The sequence below is a fragment of the Marinobacter sp. H13 genome, from assembly GCF_059072335.1.
Genome location: NZ_JCACRU010000001.1, coordinates 1,243,072 through 1,262,554, shown reverse-complemented (window position 1 = coordinate 1,262,554; position 19,483 = coordinate 1,243,072). Strand labels below are relative to the sequence as shown.

Below are 19,483 nucleotides of genomic sequence, written 5' to 3'. Positions count from 1 at the left end.
ACTAGCGGCTGCTCGAGGGCGTCGCCGTCGGTTCCGTTTCGCTGGCCCTGGCTTCTGCGATATCGCTTCTGGCATGGCGCACCACACTGATACCGGCCGTTATAGCCAGCGTGCCCATGATGGCGGCTACAATCAGGTCTGGCCAGGCTGTCCCGGTGCCGAACACACCAAGGGCGGCTACCATAACAGCGATGTTGCTGATGGCATCGTTGCGACTGCATAGCCAGACAGACCGCATGTCGGAATCGCCTTCACGGAATTTGAACAGCATGGCGGCCACGCTCAGGTTGGCAGCAAGCGCCAGCAGGCCGACGGCTCCCATGGTCAGGGGCTCCGGGGTAATGCCCGCCTGAACCACCCAGACGGCCCGGGCCCATACCACCAGGCCAAACACTCCCATGGTGATGCCCTTGACCATGGCTGCGCGACCGCGCCAGAGCATACCCATGGAGAGGACTGTCAGAGACAGAACGTAGTTGGCGCTGTCGCCGAAGAAATCGATGGCATCCGCCATCAGAGAGACCGAGCCCGATGACAGACTGGCGATGCCTTCCACCACGAACATGGCCAGGTTCACCCACAAGGCAATCCATAACGCTTTACGAAAGCCCGGGGCAGGGGATTTGGGTTCGGGGGCGGAGCAACTGCACGCCATAAAGACCTCCTTGGTTCAGATGATCTTATTGAAAACCCTGTAGTATCTACAGGGTCAACAGTTGCTGCAGAAATTTTTGAGATTCGTCAGTTCTGGCGAGTCCCATGGGTGCCGGCAACGTGGTTGTGGCGGTCTTCGGGCTCTGGAGTATCAAACTCCGTGCTAAGCCCGCCAAGAATGCCGCATTCGCGCACAGTGCGCCCATTGGTGCAGGCTTCCTGAAGCTGCTCGAGAGTTTCTTCAAGGCTCGCCAGCTCCTTCAGCCGTTCCCGCACGTGATTCAGATGGCGAGCCAGCAGGGCATCGACTTCGCTGCAATCTGCTTCCGGTTGCTCGGCCAGTCGGATCAGCTCGCGGATCTCGTCCTGGGCCATGTCCAGGTTGCGACAGCGTTTGATAAACAATAACCGGTCCAGATGGGCATTGCGGTAGGAACGGTAGCCACTGTTGTCCCTGTCCGGTTCCGGTAGCAAACCGATTTTTTCGTAGTAGCGGATGGTTTCAACAGGAATGGCCGTTGTCTTTGCAAGTTCACCGATTTTCACTGCCTTATCCCCCCGGTAGTACCCGGAAAATGGACCGTTGCCTTGAATCCTCCGGTCGGGCCGGAGCTGAAATTCAGGATACCACCATAGCGGTCTGCAATCTCCCGCACGATGGCCAGCCCCAGGCCATGCCCCGGCGTTTGTTCGTCCAGGCGCAGCCCGCGGGTGCCGAGGGTGTCCAGCGCGTCGGGAGGAATTCCGGGGCCATCGTCCTCAACGGTGATCGCAAATCCTTTCCCATCCTCTTGCAGACCAAGTTCCACGAACCTGGCGGACCACTTGCCGGCATTGTCCAGAAGGTTGCCCAGCACCTCGTTCAGGTCGTGCTCTTCGATGGGCCAGCGTCGTTCTTCGGTCAGTACGGTCGACATTTCAAAGGATTTTGCCGGATACAGCCGGCCGAGCATCCAGAGAAGGTCTCGGGCCTGCTTCAGAGGGTAGGCGCTTTTGCCGACCTGTGGACCCGCGAACCGGCTGCGCCGCATTTCTGCCTCAAGTTGTCTGTCGATATCATCGAGCCTGCCGGCCATTTGTTGTCTTAGGGTGTTGGGGAGGGGGCGGTCGGTATCTTCCAGAATCTGGCGAACGGCAGCGATGGGCGTTTTAACGCTGTGGGAGAGATTCGCCAGCGCATCCCGGGAGCGCTCCAGCCGCTGGTCCAATGAGTCGAGCAACTGGTTGAGCTGCAGTACAAGAGGTTGGAACTCCTCGGGGGCCCTGACATCAATCCGCGATATCTCGCCATCCTGCAGCCGCTTTAATGCGGCCTTGAGGCTTACTACGGGGCGCATGGACAGGTTGATACCCAGCCAGAGTGTGCCAACCAGCAGCAGGATCAGCAGCAGGGAAACAACGGCCGTCCAGGCGTGAAGCTCGGCCTGGCTCCGGCTCAAGGCACCAAGGTCTTCGGAAACGATCACCACGATGGGCTGGTCGTCCACGCGAAAGGACTTCCGGTAAGCAAGGATATCCGAGGGCGCCTCCGCAATTTCGGCGCCACTGACCCGCAGTGTACCTTCCTCGCCGGACTCCACCAGTGGCATCAACAGCGGTGCCCAATTCTCGGGGGAGATGATGGTCCGGGTGTCGGAATGGATAGCGAATGCGTGGTGAAAAACTTCCTGGAAATAATCACCGGTCTGTAGGGTGTCCAGCCGACCACTGGAATCGCGAATCTGGTGTTCCAGAAAAGCGACTTCGTCTTTGAGCCGGGTGAACGGATCCGTCTGCGCTTCATCAACTCTTCCGCCATGACCTATTTCGACGTTCGCATTCCCGGTCTGGAAATGACCGTGGTCCAGGCGGATGGCAACAATGTGCAGCCGGTGAACGTGGACGAGTTCCGCATTGGCGTGGCAGAAACCTACGATGTGATCGTTCGCATCACGGATAGGAAAGCCTACACCATCTTTGCCGAATCCATGGGCCGCTCGGGCTTTGCCAGGGGGACTCTTGCGCCGGAAGAGGGGATGACGGCAGAAGTGCCGGAACTTCGGGAGGCGCCATTGCTGACCATGGCCGATATGGCCGGGCATATGGATCATGGCGATATGAATCATGGAGACATGAGCAAAGACGCCATGGGCGGCATGAACGACGACGGCATGGACAGTGGTGAAATGGCCGGGATGGATCACAGTGCCATGGGCCATGGCAGTATGGGCGGGAGCGATGGAGCTTCCATGCCGGAAGATCCCTTTTATGCCAGTGGCAGCGGGTTGATGCCCACCGCCAGCAATGGTGGAAAGTTCCTGTCCTATGCCGATCTCAGGGCACAGAACCCGTTGTACGAACACCGCGAGCCAACCCGCGAGATTGAATTGCGCCTTACTGGCAACATGGAGCGCTATGAGTGGAGCATCAACGGCATCAAGTATGAGGATGCCGACCCCATCGTCCTGCAGTATGGCGAGCGGGTCCGCTTCAAATTCGTCAACGAAACCATGATGACCCACCCCATGCACCTGCACGGTATGTGGTCGATCCTTGATGTGGGCGAGGGCAAATGGAACCCCCTGAAGCACGTGATCAGCGTGGCGCCAGCCACCACTGTCTATATGGAAACGGAGGTGGATGCACCGGGTGAGTGGGCGTTCCATTGCCATCTTTCCTACCACGCCGCCTCCGGCATGTTCCGCAAGATCGTGGTTGAAGGTGGCCCGGACAGCACCGTTGCCGAGGGCAAGCCAAGCGGCACACAGGGAGGTGAATCATGAGTCGGTTAACAGCCTCCATGTGCGGCCTGACTCTGGCCGTGACTGCAATGTCCACACCAGCGATTGCCCAGGACGATCCGGCCAAAAAGACCCAGACCGCCAAGAGCTTCTGGGGTGTGTCTGCGGAGAAGTTTGAGTACCGGTATAGCGATTCGGACGAGGAGCTGGCGGTTATTGAAGGCGATGCCTTTTATGGCACCGATGAACTGAAATTCCGCTGGTTGTTCGAGGGCGAGTGGGAAGAGGGTCACAATGCCTGGGAAACCCTGGAAAACCAGTTTGTTGCCCAGACTCCGGTGGATGACTTCTGGGATGCCAAGGCCGGAATCCGCATAGATACCCCGGAAGGTCCGGACCGGGTCTATGGCGTGCTTGGGGTCACCGGGCTGGCACCCTACTGGTTCGAGGTAGACACCAACCTTTATGTCAGCGATGAAGGCGACGCCTCGGCGGACTTTGAGGCGGAATACGAGTTGTTGGTCACCAACTTCTGGATCCTGTCGGCTTCGTTCGAGACTCTTGTGGCGTTTTCAGAGGATCGGGAGATTGGTGTCGGCAAGGGGCTCAATTCCACCGAGTGGGGGCTGAGGCTGAGTTATGACCTGATTGACCGGGCCTTCTCGCCCTATGTGGGCGTGGTACACGAGCGCAAGTACGGCGACACTGCTGATCTGGCAGAAGCCGGGGGCGGAAGCACAGAAGACTGGTTTGCCGTGATTGGCGCGCGAATCGCCTTCTGATCTTTCGGATAGCGTGCCGGGGCAGAACCCACCCCGGCACATTCGCGCCTCAGAGCACTTTCTTCAACTGGCCATAGTCTCCGCCAGTGCGCAGTACCAGAGTGATGTTATTGTCGTTACGGTTCCGGAAAAACCACCCGTGGTCGCCGGTAAAGGCGGCCTCAAGCTCTCCTTCATCTTCAGGAACACCTCGGCCCTTCTCGTAAGAGATGGATTGGCCGCTACCGTTGCCGTGGGTGTCGTAGTTGATAGGGCCGCCTTCAGACGCCCAGGAGTATCGGGCCACAGCCCCTTCCTCCATAGTGAGTTTGAATTCGGTTCCCTCGCCCGGCGTCAGCACCACGCGTACTTCATCCTGCCATTGCGGTTCGACAGCTACTGGTTCAGCCGCGGGCTCTGGTTTCGCAGCCGTGATCTCTGCTTCGGGCGCAGAGACCGATTCATCTGAAGGCTCGGCCATGACAGGCTCCGCGACTTCCTGAGGCCCTTGTGCAGACGACGATTGAACGGCAACCATCTCGGCCTCCGCGTCGGCGGCGGCTTCCTCGGCCAGCTGTTCCTTGATTTCACCCATTTCGGTCAAGCCCAGCAGTCGTCCGGCTCCGGTCGGATCGAGCGCGTACTCCGCGGGCATCACAACGGTAACCAGCAGTACCAGCGCCACGATGGCCGCAACAATGGTTGATCGAATCAGTTTGGCGGTACTTGGCAGTTCTTCTCGATTAGGTATGTCAGTGTTGTACATAAAGGTTCTCCAGAATCAGGCGACGAAATAACCGGTAAGCTGATAGCCGAATAGCAGGAAGCCTGCACTCATCATGGCCACATTCGCGGTGTAGGCGTGACGGAAAAAGCCGTCGGTTTTGCGCCAGAAATTGATGGCAATCAGGATCATGGCCAGGGCAATGAGCTGTCCGATTTCCACGCCTACATTGAAGGCGAGAAGATTCGGAATCAGCCCGTCCGGCGAGATGTCGTACTCAAGGATCTTGGTGGACAACCCGAAGCCGTGGAAAAAACCGAAGATGAGCGTGGCGGCTTTGGTGTTGGGCTGAAAGCCAAACCAGCGCTGATAGGCGCCGATATTGTCCAGTGCCTTGTACACGATCGACAGGCCGATAATCGCATCGATGATGTAGCTATTGATGCCGACGTTGAAGTACACGCCCAGCAGCATCGTGGTGGAATGCCCCAGGGCAAACAGGCTCACGTAGATAGCGATGTGCTGCATGCGGTACAGGAAGAAAATGACCCCCAGCAGAAAGAGCAGGTGGTCGTAACCGGTGACCATGTGTTTGGCACCGAGGTAGGTAAAAGCAATCAGGTTTATGCCGGTAATCTCCTGAATGTATCCCTTGTCGCCCTGGGCGACGGCATGGGCCAACGCATCCGCGCTGAGACCGAGCAGGCCCAGTGTCAGGAATATCCAGAAAAAACGATTTCCGCCGGCAGCAACCCGCGCCCAAGGGCGAGGTTTGCCAAGCAAAGTTGACAGCATAGTAACTCCGTAGAATGGGTTTTCGTTCAGCTGCTAAGGCAGCATTGCTCAGATAAACGTGCAGAGCTTTGGCGGGCGGTCGAGCCGGTAACGAAAACTGCGGGGATTCTCTCCAGCAAAGGGAACAGGGCGCCGGAGTGAAGGTGTCAGGTTGGAGAATACCGGCATTTTCAACCGGTCTGCGGACTCGTGGGAGTGGTTGCCAGAGTCATGATGAGAGTGGCGGTCTTGATGGTCTTGCACGCTGTGGCTGTGATGATCATGACTGTGGCCGTGATGGCCTTCGTGCAGGATGTTGGCTTCAGTCAGCTCCGGTACTCCATGGGATAACGTTTCTCCCATGACTGAGAAGGTCATGCCGATGAGCGCAATCAGCATGACAATAATCGGTATTCTTTTTTTACGGTTAACGGCCGTAATCATAAGAACCAGCTTCTGAACTCAAGCTCCGTAAGTGCGTTAATCCGCAATGGGGCGATGCAATGGTTGGTAACGAGAGAATACCATTCCCAGCCAGTTTTTAAGGAATTAAAACAATGAAATGTGATTGCTCTTAAACGTTTGCGGTTCAACTGGATGACCCAGATCAATCTGTATGCTGTTAACCACTCTTGATGGATACTTTTCAGTTTCAATTCAGTTTCATGGTCTTTACTCATGGTGATGCACAATGTTGCAGCCAATAAGGAGGATCTCATGAACAGATTAGGTCGTTTCGTTGCCTGTTCCGTGTTCGTCGCCTTGCCTGCCTTTGCTTTTGCTCAGGGCAACTCCGGGCAAATGCCAGGTGCTGGCATGATGAATCAGGAACAAGTGCAGCAGATGAATGAAAACATGGCACGCATGCAGGCCATGATGCAGGAAATGCGAAACGCCGACTCCAACGCTGAACGCCAGAGACTGCGCGAGCAACACATGGAATACATGCAGGAGCACATGCAGATGATGCGTGGCGGCATGATGGGCCCCGGGATGATGGGCCAGGGCATGAAGGGCAATGGTCAGGGAATGATGGGTAATGGCCAGGGCATGATGAACAACCAGGGCATGATGAACAATCACGGCCAGGGTAAAAAGCAGTCTGGCCATGCCCAGGGCAACCGTTCTGGTGGTCCGGGGATGGACAACGAGCAGCGCCTGGAAATGATGGAAAACCGGATGAACCAGATGCAGATGATGATGGAGCAAATGCTGGAGCATCAGCGGCAACTGAACCGCAACTGATGCGGGTAAGCGGTCTAGTCGAACAGTGACAGCTGATCGGATTGCTGCTTCGATGGCACGCGGGGGCGTTTCTGAACAGGTCCCTTGCGACTGCCGTGTCGTAGCAGCACCCGATCTGTTTCTGTCTTGCTGACCTGCTGCTTGCGAAAGTCGCCAACCGCCTTACGGGCAACCCGGGCCGCCTGTTCATGAGCGCACACCGGCGAGATGTAGGTGTTGCCGCCGTAACGCTCTTTCTGGGCCGGTGTCATCAGCCATGGGGTGTGGATCATTTCACTGGGAACGCCAGCCAGCTCGGGAATCCAACGCCGGATGAACTCGCCATCGGGGTCCAGTTTCTGGCTTTGCAGCACCGGGTTGTAAATTCGCAGAGCGTTGATGCCGGTCAGGCCCGACTGCATCTGGGTCTGGGAGTAGTGAATGCCCGGCTCGAAATCGGTAAACATCCGGGCAAGATGAAGGGCGGGATCGCGCCAGTGTAGCCATAGCTGATAGCTGGCAATTGCCATCAGCATGGCCCGCATCCGGAAGTTGATCCAGCCCGAATGGGTCAGTGCACGCATGCTGGCGTCCACCAGGGGCCAACCGGTCTGACCTTCCTGCCAGCGCTGTAGCCGCTCGGAATCATTGGGTCCGGTTTTCAGCGCTTCCATTTCCCGGTGCATGGCCCGGAACTCCAGTTCAGGCTCGTCTTCCAGTTTCTGGATGAAATGGCAGTGCCAGTGTAATCGCGAGCGGAAGCTCGTCAGGCTTTTCTTTTTTCGGGGCAGGGTGTTGCGGTGATTGCCGGTTGCCTTGGCCCCCTGGTAGATCTCTCGCAGGCTGACGGTGCCGTAGGCAATATGCGGACTCAGGCGCGAGCAGGCCCTGACTGCGGTGTTCGGGCTGGAGATGTTGTACTGGTAGCCGACGCAGCGACGGTCGAGGAAAGAGGTGAGTAGTTTTTCGCCTCGGGTGCTTCCTCCGGCCTGACGGTCCGGGCAGCTATCAGGCAGTGTGAAGTCCCGGCTGTCGTAGCCACTGGCATCGCCCTCGATGCCTTTCATTTCCGGTATTCTTGCTGGGGCCTCTAGCAACCGCTGACGCATCAGCTCGGTCCAGGCTCTGTCCCAGACATTCCGGTCGCCCAAGCGGCGAACCACACCGAACTGGTTCCACTCGCGGAATTCCACCTGGTTTTCCGAGCACCAGCCAATGACTGCCTTGTCTCGCTCGAAGGTCCAGTGCCCGCCGGTTTCCTGGTGGCAGAACACGCGTTTGACGTCTTGCCTGGCCTGAAGCTGTTTCAGCGTATCAATCACCGACCCTCTCATCACCAGGAGCCGGCTGCCGGCCTTTCGCAACTGCCGGTCAAGATCGTCCAGGGAGTCTCTGATAAACGCCCATTGACGGCCGCTGGTGTCCGGCAGTTGCCAGTATTCGTCCTCGATCACATACAGCGGTATGACCGGTTCGCCCAGGCTGGCCGCTGCCACCAGGGGGGCATGATCCCGGGTACGCAGGTCGCGCTTGAACCACACCACGGTGGTCATGAGAGTGCGTTCCGCTCGCGCCGGCAACGTTCGCTGCAGTAGCGAACATTTTCCCAGTCTTTCGCCCATTTTTTGCGCCAGGCAAACGGGCGCTGGCAGACCGGGCAGGTTTTCTCCGGGAGATTGAGTTTCTTATGGGGCACCAGTGTCTTCCATTCGGGATGTAGGGCTTTCTACGTCTGCTCCGCAGGGCGGGATCAGCGCCCGAGGCGGCGACAGGTATGGGTATCAGGAGCGTGATCCCTGTGCCAGCTGGGCCAGATCTTCACTGATCTGCTCTGGCGACAGTCCGGGTCGCAGGAGCAGCCGGGCGTTGCCGTCGCGATCGAAAACGTAAACGGCGCTGCTGTGTGAAACGTTGTAGTTGCCGCTGGCGTCGGGTTCGTCGTAACCGAAGGTGGTCCGGTAGCGTTTGGCGAGTTTTCGAAGCGCGGGTTCTTCTGCAGTCAGGCCAACGACCCGATCGCCGAAGAAATTCACGTAACTGGCCAGGCGTTCCGGGGTATCCCTGCGCGGGTCAACGCTTACGAACAGGGTGGTGACGTCGTCCCGATACTTTTCGGGAAGTTGCTGAACCGAGCGGCGCAGATCAGTCAGCGTGGTCGGGCAGACATCCGGGCAGGAGGTGAAGCCGAAATACACCAGGCGGATGTTGCCCTGCGAGTCTGCGGGAGTGACAGTGTTTCCGTCGGTGCCCTGGAGCTGGAACTGGAGCCTGGGCATCAGGCCCGAGATGTCCTTGCCATGCCAGCTTTCCTCATTCCCGGCACAGCCGGCGAGCATCAGGGCAACGAAAACAGGCCATAGTGGCAGCGTTCTGTTCATGCGTTTCCTCCTGCCATCGAGCGGCTTTTGGGGAATTTGCCATCTTCATGCATGGCCCGGCGGAGCACAATCAGGATGCCAATGATGCTCATCATGGCCGGGGGAATCCAGGTCAGCAGACCGCCCAGTAACTGGTCGGTTTCCGGGGGCATGGGCCAGGCCCGGCCGCAGACTTCGTAGACGTCATAAACCATGCCGCGGGAAAACACGATCCAGGCCCCGAGAATCATCTGGGGGATCGCCACCAGCGCCAGCAGGAGTATACGTTTGCCGTAGCCCAGGGCACTGGTGATGGCCGGGGAGCGGGGATCGAAGATCAGCCACCAGAACAGCAGGCCGTCCAGCAGCATGCTCCAGTTCATGATCCAGTACAGCTGCCGGCTGAGCATGGCGTCAAAATGGATGGACGGCCTAAATCCAGCCCAGCGGCTGCAGCCAGTAGCGAACAGAAAGTGAGATCTTCTGGTACCAGAATCGCATCACGGGCAGTGGATTGGACAGCGCAATCAGGCTCGGCCCCTAGTGGTGAAGAATCAGGTGCTGGCCCCGATGGACGAAAAACATGTACTGGGAGTAGTAATCAAATCGGGTCTGCATCACCGCGTAACAGAGCATGACCCCGAGCGTGAAAGTGATGATGCGGCCCGATCCCGGCCGGTCCTGCTCCGGCATCCTCAGTAGCCCGACACCATAAAACCCGAGCACCAGCATATAACTGAGCAGGGTCAGCGGTGAAAAATCATAGGGCAGCAGGTAGCTCGATACTGGCATGGATCAGACTCGATGCGTGCACGCATTGGAAACCGGGTTTATCTTTCTTGTCAGTACCGCCGAGTTTTGCCGGCCCGGCGGCGGATTTCAAGGCCGGCTTCAGGAAACTTCTGATGGAGGCGGAGCATGGCCCGATTCTGTGATTCCATTTCAGCGCCGTCAGTGCTGATTTTCGACTGGCACGGCACCCTGGTAGACACCCACGATGCCATGTTCAGTGCTATGGAAGACATGTTGCCGCAGTTGGAGGATCTGGGGCTGGTGGAGCGGCTGCTGCCGGAGGATAAATGCCGAACATCGGATGATGCCCGCCTGGTGCGTTACATCCGTATCTTCCGGCGCCTGCATCCGCGCATTCTGGCGGAGCGCCGGGTGTCGAGGACCGATATTTTCAACGCCATCTTCGGGGATGACAAAGAAGCCAAGCTGATCGCTCACAAGGCCTACAACGAGGCCTATCGCCGCTATTTCGGGCAGGTAAAACCGTTCCAGCCCGGCGCCTATGAGTATCTCTCCGCCCTGAAAGCCATGGGTATCCGGCTGGCGGTATCCACCAACCGGAACCGGGAGTTTCTGGATCGGGAATTACAGACGGTGGACGAAGGCCGATGGCGGAACCTGTTTGATGCCACGGTGTGTGCCGACGACGTAACCGAGTATAAACCCGATCCGGAGGTGATTCTCAAAGCGCTTGAAAAGCTCGGTCTGCCAGCGGATGAAACGGCCTGGTATGTCGGCGACAGCTACGTCGACATGCTCACCGCCAACAAGGCCGGCGTCTCGGGCGTGTTCTACAACGGCGCCTGCTGGGAATCCGGCCGGATCGACAGCTGGTTTTCGCACCGGGACGCGCCCGCGGCCATTCTGGACAGCTTTGAGGACCTCATGGACCTTTTAGCCCTGCTTGAGCGGAGCCAGCCGGAGGCCTTCGAACAAACGCCTGCCGAGGTTCGCCCCCGGCCGTTTCCGCCGCCACAGCGACCCGAGCCAAGAATTGAGCCGGACTGGCACCCGGCGGTGGTCAAGCTCATCCGTCCGGCAGTCATCCTGTTCGACTGGCACGCCACCCTGGTAGATACCCTCGACGCCATGTACCACGCGGTGGACGACATGCTGCCGGATTTCCACAAGCTGCAGCTTATGGACCGTATGGTGGCGCCGGAAGACAGCAAAACCCCGGAAGATGTGAAGCTGGTGGCCTACGTGCGGGAGTTTGCGAAGCTGCATCCGAAGGTGAAGGCAGACCGCAAGATTTCCCGAACCGATATCTTTGAGGTGTTGTTCGGGGATGACCAGGAAGCCAAGCAGATTGCCCACCAGGCGTTCAACCACCACTACCGGAAACACTACGGTACCGTGAAGGCGTTTGAGCCGAAGGTGCGCGAAGTTCTGGAAGGGTTACGGCGGCTGGGCATCCAGGTGGGTGTCATTACCAACCGGGACCGCGAGTTTTTCGAGCACGAACTGGCGGCGGTGGAGGATACCGGCTGGACGCATCTGTTTGATGTCGACGTCTGCGGCGACGATACACCCCTGCGCAAGCCCCACCCGGATCAACTGCTGCTGGCGGTCCAGAAACTGGATTACCCGCCCGACCCGAGTGTGTGGTACGTGGGCGATAGCACGACTGACGTTATTGCCGCCAAGCGCGCGGGCCTGACCTCGGTATTCTTCAACGGGGCCCAGTGGGATCTGCCCTGGCTGAACAAGATTTTTCCGGGTACCCACAAACACCCGGATAAGCCGGATGTGGTGGTCAACGACTTCTCGGAGTTCTGGGCTCTGGTGTTGGCCTGTGAAGTCGGACCGCCCTGAGCAAAAGATCAGGACGCCAAAGTTCTGACCTAGAGCTTTTCAATATTGGCGATCAGATTCTCCGCGCGCTTGAGCAGCGCTTCCCGTTTCTCGGGCTTCTGCTTGTCCCAGTTCCGGTACATCATGCCCATACGCGGGTTTTTGGCAAAGTCGTCCCGATGGCGATCGATGAAATGCCAGTACAGGGCGTTGAACGGGCAGGCGTCATCTTCGGTGGCCTTGTTCACCTTATAATGACAGTTGGCGCAATGGTCCGACATGCGCTGGATATACTTGCCGCTGGCGGCGTAGGGCTTTGAGCCCAGGTAGCCGCCATCCGCGTGCATGACCATCCCCAGCACGTTGGGCAGTTCCACCCAGTCATAGGCATCGGCGTACACCGCCAGGTACCAGTCACAGATTTCCTCTGGCTTGATACCCGCCAGCAGCGCGAAGTTGCCGGTAACCATCAGCCGCTGAATATGGTGGGCGTACGCGTTGCGGCGGGTGGCATCAATGGCCTTGTGCATGCACCGCATTTTCGTGTCCCCGGTCCAGTAGAACCAGGGCAGGGCGCGGGTGTTGCCCAGGCGGTTTTCTTTGGCATATCCCGGCATGTTCATCCAGTAAATGCCCCGCACGAATTCGCGCCATCCAAGGATCTGCCGTATAAAGCCCTCCACCGCGTTGATCGGCGCCCGCCCCGAATACCACGCCTGAGCTGCCGCTTCGCAAATGGCCAAAGGGTCCAGAAGCCCGGAATTGATATAGGGCGACAGGATGGAGTGAAACAGCCAGTCCTCGGTATCGGAAATCGCGTCCTGATAATCCCCGAAACAGGGCAGAGCGAAATCGATGAAGTGCTCAAGCGCAGCTTCTGCGTCCTCGGCCGTTACAGCAAAATGGAAATCGCCGGTGGTGCCGAAATGATCGCCGAAATGCTCGTCCACCAGACCGATCACATCCCGGGTAATGGCATCCGGCTCTATCCGGAATGGCGCCGGCGCCGGCGGTTTGCCGGTCCATTTCTTCCGGTTGTCCGCATCGAAGTTCCACTGCCCGCCCTCGGGCTCACCCTCAGATGTCATCAACAACCCGGTCTTGCGCCGCATCTCCCGGTAGAAGAATTCCATCCGCAGCTGCTTGCGGCCCTCTGCCCAGTCGGCAAACTCCTGTTTGGATGCAATAAACCGTGTATCCGGCCGGATCTCCACCGGCACCCCGAGGCGTTCGTGCCAGCCACTGATCTGCTCATGCAGTCGCCATTCGCCACACTCGGTGGTGATTACTTTTTCCGCATTGAGCCGCTTCACCTGTTCGCCAACCACGGCCTCAAGGCTCTGGTGTTGGTTGTCCGGATGATAGGCCTGGTAATGAACCTGCCAGCCATCGCTCTCCAGTTGCCGGGCAAAGTGACGCATGGCACTGAACAGCAGCACGATTTTCTTCTTGTGGTGGTTGGTGTAGCTGGCCTCGTCGTGTACCTCCGCCATTACCACCAGATCCCGGTCCCGGTCGGCGTTTTCGAGTGCGTTGATGTCTCTCGTTAATTGGTCGCCGAGGATCAGAATCAGGTTGGCCATGGTGAGGAATTCTCCAGTCAGTATGCTGCGGGCTATGCCCACAAAGGGGTAAACCAAGTACGCCAAGAGCCCAAGGGTGGTTCAGTAACCGGGCTGGTAAACTGAAACCTTCAGTCACCTGACCCGAATCAAAAAGCCAGTCAAAGAATTGCCCTAAAATGCCGGCAAATCCTGGATGCCCCCGTTTTACCCCAGAGCGCCTATTATGACCTCCACACCCGCACTCAAAGCCCAAGACTCAACACTGCCAGAATTCATCTGGGATGACGCCCTGATTCGCCGCTACGACCTCAGCGGCCCGAGGTACACCTCCTATCCCACGGCCGTCGAGTTCAACCAGAACTACCCGATTGAGGACATGGTCAAAGCCGCGGCTCGCAGCAAGGCCAGTGGCCGGCCGCTGTCGCTGTACACTCACCTGCCGTTCTGCGCGCACCTTTGCTACTACTGCGCCTGCAACAAGGTGATCACCAAAAAACGCGACAAGGCAATGCCCTACGTGGAGCGGGTGCTGAAAGAGGCGGCCATCCAGTCAAAACTGTTCGGGGCCGACCGGCCGGTGACCCAGCTGCATTGGGGTGGCGGTACCCCCACGTTTTTGCCTAAAGATGTGATGGAACACCTGATGGCGGGATACGGGGAGCTGTTCAACCTGCAAACCGGTGATGAGCGGGATTACAGTGTGGAAATTGACCCGCGGGAAGTGGACCAGGATACCCTGCCAACCCTGTGGAACCTGGGCTTCAACCGGATCAGTCTGGGGGTACAGGATGTAAACCCGGAGGTTCAGAAAGCAGTGAACCGTATCCAGCCCCGGGCCATGACCGAAGCCGTGCTCAACGAGGCACGTCGCATCGGCTTCCGGTCCATCAATCTGGACCTGATTTACGGCCTGCCGTACCAGACGCCGGAAAGCTTTGCGGAGACACTGGAAGCGGTGATTGAAATGTCGCCGGACCGGCTCTCAGTGTTCAGCTATGCCCACCTGCCGGACCGTTTCTATCCGCAGACCCGGATTCAGGGCGACACCTTGCCCAGTCCACAGCAGAAGCTGACCATCCTGCACAACACCATCAACCGCCTGCTGGACGCCGGGTACGAATACATTGGCATGGACCACTTCGCCAAGCCGGACGACAGCCTGGCCGTGGCGCAACGGGAAGGCCGTCTGCACCGGAATTTCCAGGGCTACACCACCCATTCCGAATGCGATCTGGTTTCCCTAGGCGTTTCCGCGATCGGTCAGACGGACGATGCCTATTTCCAGAACAATCACGACCTCCCTTCCTGGGAGGCGGCCATTGATGCCGGCCAGCTGGCCATCACCAAAGGCGTCAACCTCACTCGGGACGACCGAATCCGCCGCTGGGTGATCGGCCAGCTGATTTGCCAGTTCCGGCTGGACCGTCAGCTGTTTGCAGATGTCTGGCAGGAAGATCTGAACCGTTATTTTGCCGATGAGCTCAGCCGTCTGAAGCCCATGGTTCAGGATGAACTGATTGCCGATGATGGCAATGCACTGCAGGTTCAGCCCGCAGGGCGGTTGCTGATCCGGGCGATCTGCCAGATTTTTGATCTGTACCGTAAAGAGGGCGCCAGCCAGCGGTTCTCACGGATTATCTGATAGTAGCGGCAGGGTCGGGGTCAGAAGGGTGCTTTCTTCTGACCCCATGTTCATTTGCAGAGCCAAAAAAGGGGCTGTCCGTTTCCGGAGAGCCCCTTTTGCGTCTTGCTGGTATCAGCTGTAGGCCGGCACCTTGAACTCATTGGCCAGGTCCTGAAGCACCCGCGCCAGCCGCGCCTGCTCGCCGGTTACCTGGGTGATTTCCTGGGAGCCGGTCAGGGTCAGGATGGCGGCTTCGCTGACCGATTCCATGCTGCCCGCCAGTTCCCGGGTAACCGCCACCTGCTCTTCAGAGGCGGTCGCAATCTGGCCGGCCATATCGGAGATGCTGTTCACGTCGGTCAGGATATCCGCGAAGGTCTGCTCCAGCTCGGACGCCTGCTCACTGGTGGCGTTAGCCAACTTATGGCTTTCGACAATCGAGCGGCTGGCATTGTCTGTAATGCTCTGAAAGCTGGTGATAATCTCCTCGATCTGGGTGGTGGATTCATGGGTCTGTTGCGCCAGAGTGCGGACTTCGTCGGCGACCACCGCAAACCCTCGACCATGCTCGCCGGCGCGGGCGGCTTCAATAGCCGCGTTCAGCGCCAGCAGGTTGGTCTGGTCGGCAACCTTCCGGATCACATCGACCACATCGGCGATGGTTGAGCTGCGGCTTTCCAGCTCTTCGATCACCTCGTTCACCTTCTGAACCGACCTGGCCAGCGACCGGATGCTCCTCACGCTTCCGTGCAATACCTGCTCGCCACTCCGGCTTTTTTCCATGGCACTGCGTGCGGCATCAGCAACCTGCTGGGTGTTCCGTGAGATTTCCTCGGAGGTGGCGGACATTTCTTCGGTCGCCGCCGCCACTTGCTCAATCTGTTGCTGCTGGTTCTTCACCTGGCTGGCGTTCTGACCGGCCGTAGAGCTGGTCTCTTCCGTGGCAGTGGCCAGCTGGACGCTGGATTTGTCGATGTGGAGCAGGGCATTGCCAAAGCGTCCGAACAGCTCGTTAATGGCCTTGCCAATGGTGCCCACCTCATCATGGCTGGAGATTTCAATCTCGCGGGTCAGGTCCTTGTTGTCCATGGCGAACCGGACAGCACTCAGCAGGCTGCCAACCTGTTGGTTGATGGCCCTGATAATGAACAGCATCAGTACCAGAACGATAAGGATTGAACCTGCGGCAATTCCCGACGCAGCGACCAGATCATTACGGGCATCGGTAACACCGTGTTCCACCAGTGAGCTTAGCTCTTCCAGTATGGACTGACGGATCCCGTTCAGACCCTCAATTCGATCGGTTGTGGTTGTAAACCACTCGGAAGCCTCCAGGGCATACATGCCCGATGGGCTGCTGAAAAGGGTTTGGCGCTTCTCTTCCAGCGATTGGCTTGCGAGTGTGTTCAATCCTTTTTTCAGGTTTTCGCGCAGTTCTGAGCCGGAAGCAAACATGGCGAGTGCCTGATTGAAGTAGCCCTCCTGCTGCCCGGCGAGGCCTGCGATTCGGCGCAGAGTTGGCAAGTCAAAATCGCCACTGCGAATCAGTGAGGCGCCGATTGCACGCTCCCGACCCGCCATCTCGGCCACTTCGGCGAGTGCATAGTAGGCATTAACTTCCCGGGTCAGTTCGGGATCGGTGGAACCGCGGATAATAAGCGGAATTCGATCCACCAGTCCCATGATCAGAGTGGTGTAGCGGGTGGCTGAATCACCCGCCGCGATACTACGGCTATCCACCGCGCGGCGCAGGGAATCGAGATTATCCAGGCCCTGGCGGACAGATTGTATGCTCGCTTCCACGCTGCTCTCAAAGCTGGCATCTGCCATGAGCGAGTTGATCCCCTGGTGATAGGCAGAGATACGGGCGTCGGTTTGGCGCCGTTGCTCGGCCAGATCCCTTTCAGCTTGTCGGGCAGCATCGGTTCCCGGTTCACTGGCAAAGAAGATCGCAGACCGGCCACGCTCTTTTTGCAGCGTTTCGGTGAGGGGATCGCCGGTTTCCGTGAGTTCCACCATGGAGTGCAATTGGCGCATGTCGTGCAGTTCGCCGTAGTTCAGAACTATGCTTTCAACCGCAAAATAGAGAATAACGAGCAGGGCCGGAACCACCAGAGTGGTCAGTTTGCCCCGCATGGAGAGGTTGTTGATGAGGTTCATAGCGGTGCCTTATTTGTCTGGTTATTGCATTCATTATCCTCGGCTATGCGGTGTGCTTTATATCGCCGTGAGGGGGTAGCTGAAGGGGTAGTTTCGGGCGTGTAAGTTGTTGTTATTGTTTGTTAACAACCTGATATGGATGACAAAAAACGGTGGTAAGTAAGAGTGCGCAGAGTACTACTCACTAGGTAGTTTTCCTCGCTGGCCTGTCTGTGACAGCGCGTGGAGACAACTCCGGGTACGTTTTATACAAAAAGCCATTCCGACCTGTGCTGACAAAGGTCAAGGCAGTTACTGCGTAAGTAACGGTAAGGTAAGGGCATTCTTGCAGTGGAGAATGCGATGGAACTTGTCTGCCCGGCCGGCAGCCTCCCGGCCCTGAAAACCGCCGTTGATAACGGTGCCAACGCTGTCTACTTCGGTTTTAAAGACAGCACCAACGCCCGTCAGTTTGCCGGCCTGAACTTCAACGACAAACGCGCTGCCGAGGGTATCGAGTACGCGCACCTCCGGGGCACGCGAGTTTTCTGTGCCATCAATACCTACCCGCAGCCAGATGGCTGGGAGCAGTGGAAAGGAGCGGTAGACCGCGCCGCAAATCTCGGCGTCGACGCTATTATCCTGGCCGACATGGGCCTCCTGGATTATGCCGCCAACCGATATCCGCATATCCCCCGGCATCTGTCGGTTCAGGGGTCTGCCACCAGCCACGAAGCGCTCTCTTTTTACAAAGATAACTTCGATATTCGCCGGGCCGTGCTGCCCCGGGTTCTTTCGCTGGACCAGGTGCGTGGTGTGGCCAAACACAGCCCGGTGGAACTGGAAGTGTTTGCCTTCGGTAGCCTGTGCATCATGGCTGAGGGCCGCTGCTACCTGTCCTCCTACCTGACCGATGAATCCCCTAATACCCGGGGCGCCTGTTCCCCTGCCAAAGCTGTGCGTTGGCAGGAAACCTCCCAGGGTCTTGAATCCCGACTCAATAATGTCCTGATCGACCGTTATGGTCAGGGCGAATCCGCCGGCTATCCGACTCTGTGCAAAGGCCGTTTTGAGGTTGAGGGTAATGTTTACCACGCCATCGAGGAGCCGGTTAGCCTGAATACCCTGGACCTGTTGCCGGAGCTTCAGGCGCTGGGTATCAGTGCCGTGAAGATTGAGGGGCGCCAGCGAAGCCCGGCCTACATCGCAGATATAGCCAGAACCTGGCGCCATGCCCTGGACAATCTTGAGGCCGGCACCGACGGCTTTACGGTTGAGCCTCAGTGGCAGCAGACGCTGGCGGGGCTTTCCGAGGGCGGCCTGACAACGCTGGGCGCCTACCATCGCAAATGGAAATAAGGTTTCACCATCCATGCTGAAGTTATCCCTGGGGCCAATCCTGTGGTTCTGGTCCCGGCAGACCGTTTTCGATTTCTACGCCAATGCCGCCGAGTGGCCGGTGGATACCATCTATCTGGGCGAGGTGGTGTGCTCCCGCCGGCGGGAACTGAAACCGGATGACTGGCTGGATCTGGCCCGTGATCTGAAAGCCTGTGGCAAGAATGTGGTGCTCTCCACGCTCACGCTGATTGAGTCGGAGGCCGATTTGCGTCGCCTGCGCCGGTTCTGTGAGCAGAATGAATTCCTGGTAGAGGCCAACGATCAGAGCGCCCTGCAGGTGGCCATCCGGAACAGGATTCCGTTTGTCACCGGCCCGTCCATGAACATCTACAATACCGCTACCCTGAAAATCCTGGCAAAGCAGGGCTTGCAGGGCTGGAATCTGCCAGTGGAGCTGGGCAAGGAAACCCTCGAGCAACTCATCAAGGAGCTGAAAGGCGAGGAACTGGATTTGCCCGCTGAGGTGTTTTCCTGGGGCTTCCTGCCCCTGGCCTGGTCCTCCCGTTGCTTTACCGCCCGCCATTACAACCTGCCCAAAGACAACTGCGAGTTCCGCTGCCTGCAGCACCCGGACGGCATGGAGTTGCGCTCCCGGGAAAGCCAGGAGCTGTTCCGCATCAACGGCATTTCCACCTTGTCTGGCTCCCGTTACGACCTGATGCGGGAGTTGCCGGATATGGAGCGTATGGGGGTAAGCACCGTGCGCCTGAGCCCGGAACATCAGGGCATGGAGGAGGTGGTCAGACGCTTTGATCAGGTCCGCCGGGGAGAAGTGCCAGCCTCCGACCCGCTGCAACTGGTGGAGGCACCGCCGTGCAACGGGTACTGGTATGGCAAGCCGGGGATGGACCTGATCCCGACTTGATATAGATAAACCGCCCCTGCGACTTTTGCTGGTTTTTGTTAGCGTCGTTTGCTGAGATTGCTCTATATCCCGAGTTTTATTCTCTGGAA

General features: G+C 58.2%; 16 protein-coding genes and 3 pseudogenes. 7 read left to right on the top strand and 12 right to left on the bottom strand.

Annotated features, from left to right (window positions below):
* Position 1: 1 nt before the first annotated feature.
* The 3 genes and pseudogenes from AC5JQH_RS06055 to AC5JQH_RS06045 form a co-directional block, all read right to left on the bottom strand.
* Complete coding sequence (locus AC5JQH_RS06055) at positions 2-655, bottom strand: cation efflux transmembrane domain-containing protein (RefSeq protein ID WP_493805397.1); 654 nt, start codon at positions 653-655, stop codon at positions 2-4.
* Positions 656-741: 86 nt separating this feature from the next.
* Entirely contained in the window at positions 742-1,200 is a 459-nt protein-coding gene (gene cadR / locus AC5JQH_RS06050) for a Cd(II)/Pb(II)-responsive transcriptional regulator (protein WP_273069441.1), read from the bottom strand.
* Positions 1,197-2,414, bottom strand: a pseudogene (locus AC5JQH_RS06045) (ATP-binding protein); the annotation flags it as partial. The pseudogene AC5JQH_RS06045 and the gene cadR, both read right to left, overlap by 4 nt.
* On the opposite strand from AC5JQH_RS06045, the pseudogene AC5JQH_RS06040 reads away from it, so the two are divergent.
* Together AC5JQH_RS06040 and AC5JQH_RS06035 are read left to right on the top strand one after the other, a co-directional pair.
* Positions 2,400-3,416, top strand: a pseudogene (locus AC5JQH_RS06040) (multicopper oxidase domain-containing protein); the annotation flags it as partial. The pseudogenes AC5JQH_RS06045 and AC5JQH_RS06040 sit on opposite strands and share 15 nt — an antisense overlap.
* Positions 3,413-4,156, top strand: a complete 744-nt coding sequence (locus tag AC5JQH_RS06035) for a copper resistance protein B (protein ID WP_053112969.1) — start codon at positions 3,413-3,415, stop codon at positions 4,154-4,156. The pseudogene AC5JQH_RS06040 and the gene AC5JQH_RS06035, both read left to right, overlap by 4 nt.
* 49 nt (positions 4,157-4,205) lie before the next feature.
* Here the strand turns inward: AC5JQH_RS06035 and AC5JQH_RS06030 are convergent, their stop codons facing one another.
* The 3 genes from AC5JQH_RS06030 to AC5JQH_RS06020 are packed head-to-tail and all read right to left on the bottom strand — an operon-like array spanning position 4,206 to position 6,032.
* Positions 4,206-4,901 carry an SPOR domain-containing protein gene (locus tag AC5JQH_RS06030; RefSeq protein ID WP_405417093.1) on the bottom strand — a complete coding sequence of 232 codons (696 nt, stop codon included), beginning with the start codon at positions 4,899-4,901 and terminating at the stop codon, positions 4,206-4,208.
* 15 nt (positions 4,902-4,916) lie between these two features.
* Complete coding sequence (locus AC5JQH_RS06025) at positions 4,917-5,654, bottom strand: HupE/UreJ family protein (RefSeq protein ID WP_008175443.1); 738 nt, start codon at positions 5,652-5,654, stop codon at positions 4,917-4,919.
* Positions 5,655-5,702: 48 nt separating this feature from the next.
* Positions 5,703-6,032 (bottom strand): hypothetical protein, encoded by a 330-nt coding sequence (locus tag AC5JQH_RS06020; protein WP_405417091.1) that lies wholly within the window; start codon positions 6,030-6,032, stop codon positions 5,703-5,705.
* A 318-nt stretch (positions 6,033-6,350) separates the two neighbouring features.
* On the opposite strand from AC5JQH_RS06020, the gene AC5JQH_RS06015 reads away from it, so the two are divergent.
* Positions 6,351-6,878: a hypothetical protein gene (locus AC5JQH_RS06015; protein ID WP_273086066.1), complete on the top strand. Its 528-nt coding sequence runs from the start codon at positions 6,351-6,353 to the stop codon at positions 6,876-6,878.
* 14 nt (positions 6,879-6,892) lie between these two features.
* Here the strand turns inward: AC5JQH_RS06015 and AC5JQH_RS06010 are convergent, their stop codons facing one another.
* The 4 genes and pseudogenes from AC5JQH_RS06010 to AC5JQH_RS05995 form a co-directional block, all read right to left on the bottom strand.
* Complete coding sequence (locus AC5JQH_RS06010; RefSeq protein ID WP_493805396.1) at positions 6,893-8,410, bottom strand: FAD-binding domain-containing protein; 1,518 nt, start codon at positions 8,408-8,410, stop codon at positions 6,893-6,895.
* Positions 8,407-8,553, bottom strand: coding sequence for a DUF2256 domain-containing protein (locus AC5JQH_RS06005; RefSeq protein WP_008175434.1), 147 nt, complete (start codon positions 8,551-8,553; stop codon positions 8,407-8,409). Before AC5JQH_RS06005 ends, AC5JQH_RS06010 begins: the two co-directional genes overlap by 4 nt.
* Positions 8,554-8,638: 85 nt before the next feature.
* Positions 8,639-9,235, bottom strand: a complete 597-nt coding sequence (locus AC5JQH_RS06000) for an SCO family protein (RefSeq protein WP_008175432.1) — start codon at positions 9,233-9,235, stop codon at positions 8,639-8,641.
* Positions 9,232-10,006: pseudogene (locus AC5JQH_RS05995) on the bottom strand (cytochrome c oxidase assembly protein). The gene AC5JQH_RS06000 and the pseudogene AC5JQH_RS05995 overlap by 4 nt, the downstream one beginning before the upstream one ends.
* A gap of 126 nt (positions 10,007-10,132) precedes the next feature.
* Here AC5JQH_RS05995 and AC5JQH_RS05990 point away from each other — a divergent pair.
* A complete protein-coding gene (locus tag AC5JQH_RS05990) occupies positions 10,133-11,821 on the top strand; it encodes an HAD family hydrolase (protein WP_008175430.1) in 1,689 nt (562 codons plus the stop codon).
* Positions 11,822-11,850: 29 nt separating this feature from the next.
* On the opposite strand, the gene AC5JQH_RS05985 is transcribed toward AC5JQH_RS05990, so the two are convergent.
* The gene (locus AC5JQH_RS05985; RefSeq protein WP_474545807.1) at positions 11,851-13,383 is read right to left on the bottom strand and encodes a cryptochrome/photolyase family protein; all 1,533 of its coding nucleotides are present in this window, start codon (positions 13,381-13,383) and stop codon (positions 11,851-11,853) included.
* A gap of 205 nt (positions 13,384-13,588) precedes the next feature.
* On the opposite strand from AC5JQH_RS05985, the gene hemN reads away from it, so the two are divergent.
* Entirely contained in the window at positions 13,589-15,007 is a 1,419-nt protein-coding gene (hemN, locus tag AC5JQH_RS05980) for an oxygen-independent coproporphyrinogen III oxidase (protein WP_493805395.1), read from the top strand.
* Between the two features lie 114 nt (positions 15,008-15,121).
* Here hemN and AC5JQH_RS05975 read toward each other — a convergent pair whose 3' ends face one another.
* Positions 15,122-17,149, bottom strand: a complete 2,028-nt coding sequence (locus tag AC5JQH_RS05975) for a methyl-accepting chemotaxis protein (RefSeq protein WP_053112960.1) — start codon at positions 17,147-17,149, stop codon at positions 15,122-15,124.
* 342 nt (positions 17,150-17,491) lie between these two features.
* On the opposite strand from AC5JQH_RS05975, the gene ubiU reads away from it, so the two are divergent.
* Together ubiU and AC5JQH_RS05965 are read left to right on the top strand one after the other, a co-directional pair.
* On the top strand, positions 17,492-18,487 hold the full coding sequence (gene ubiU, locus AC5JQH_RS05970; protein WP_493805394.1) for a ubiquinone anaerobic biosynthesis protein UbiU: 996 nt from the start codon (positions 17,492-17,494) through the stop codon (positions 18,485-18,487).
* Positions 18,488-18,500: 13 nt separating this feature from the next.
* Positions 18,501-19,394, top strand: a complete 894-nt coding sequence (locus tag AC5JQH_RS05965; RefSeq protein WP_008175421.1) for a U32 family peptidase — start codon at positions 18,501-18,503, stop codon at positions 19,392-19,394.
* Positions 19,395-19,483: the final 89 nt, after the last annotated feature.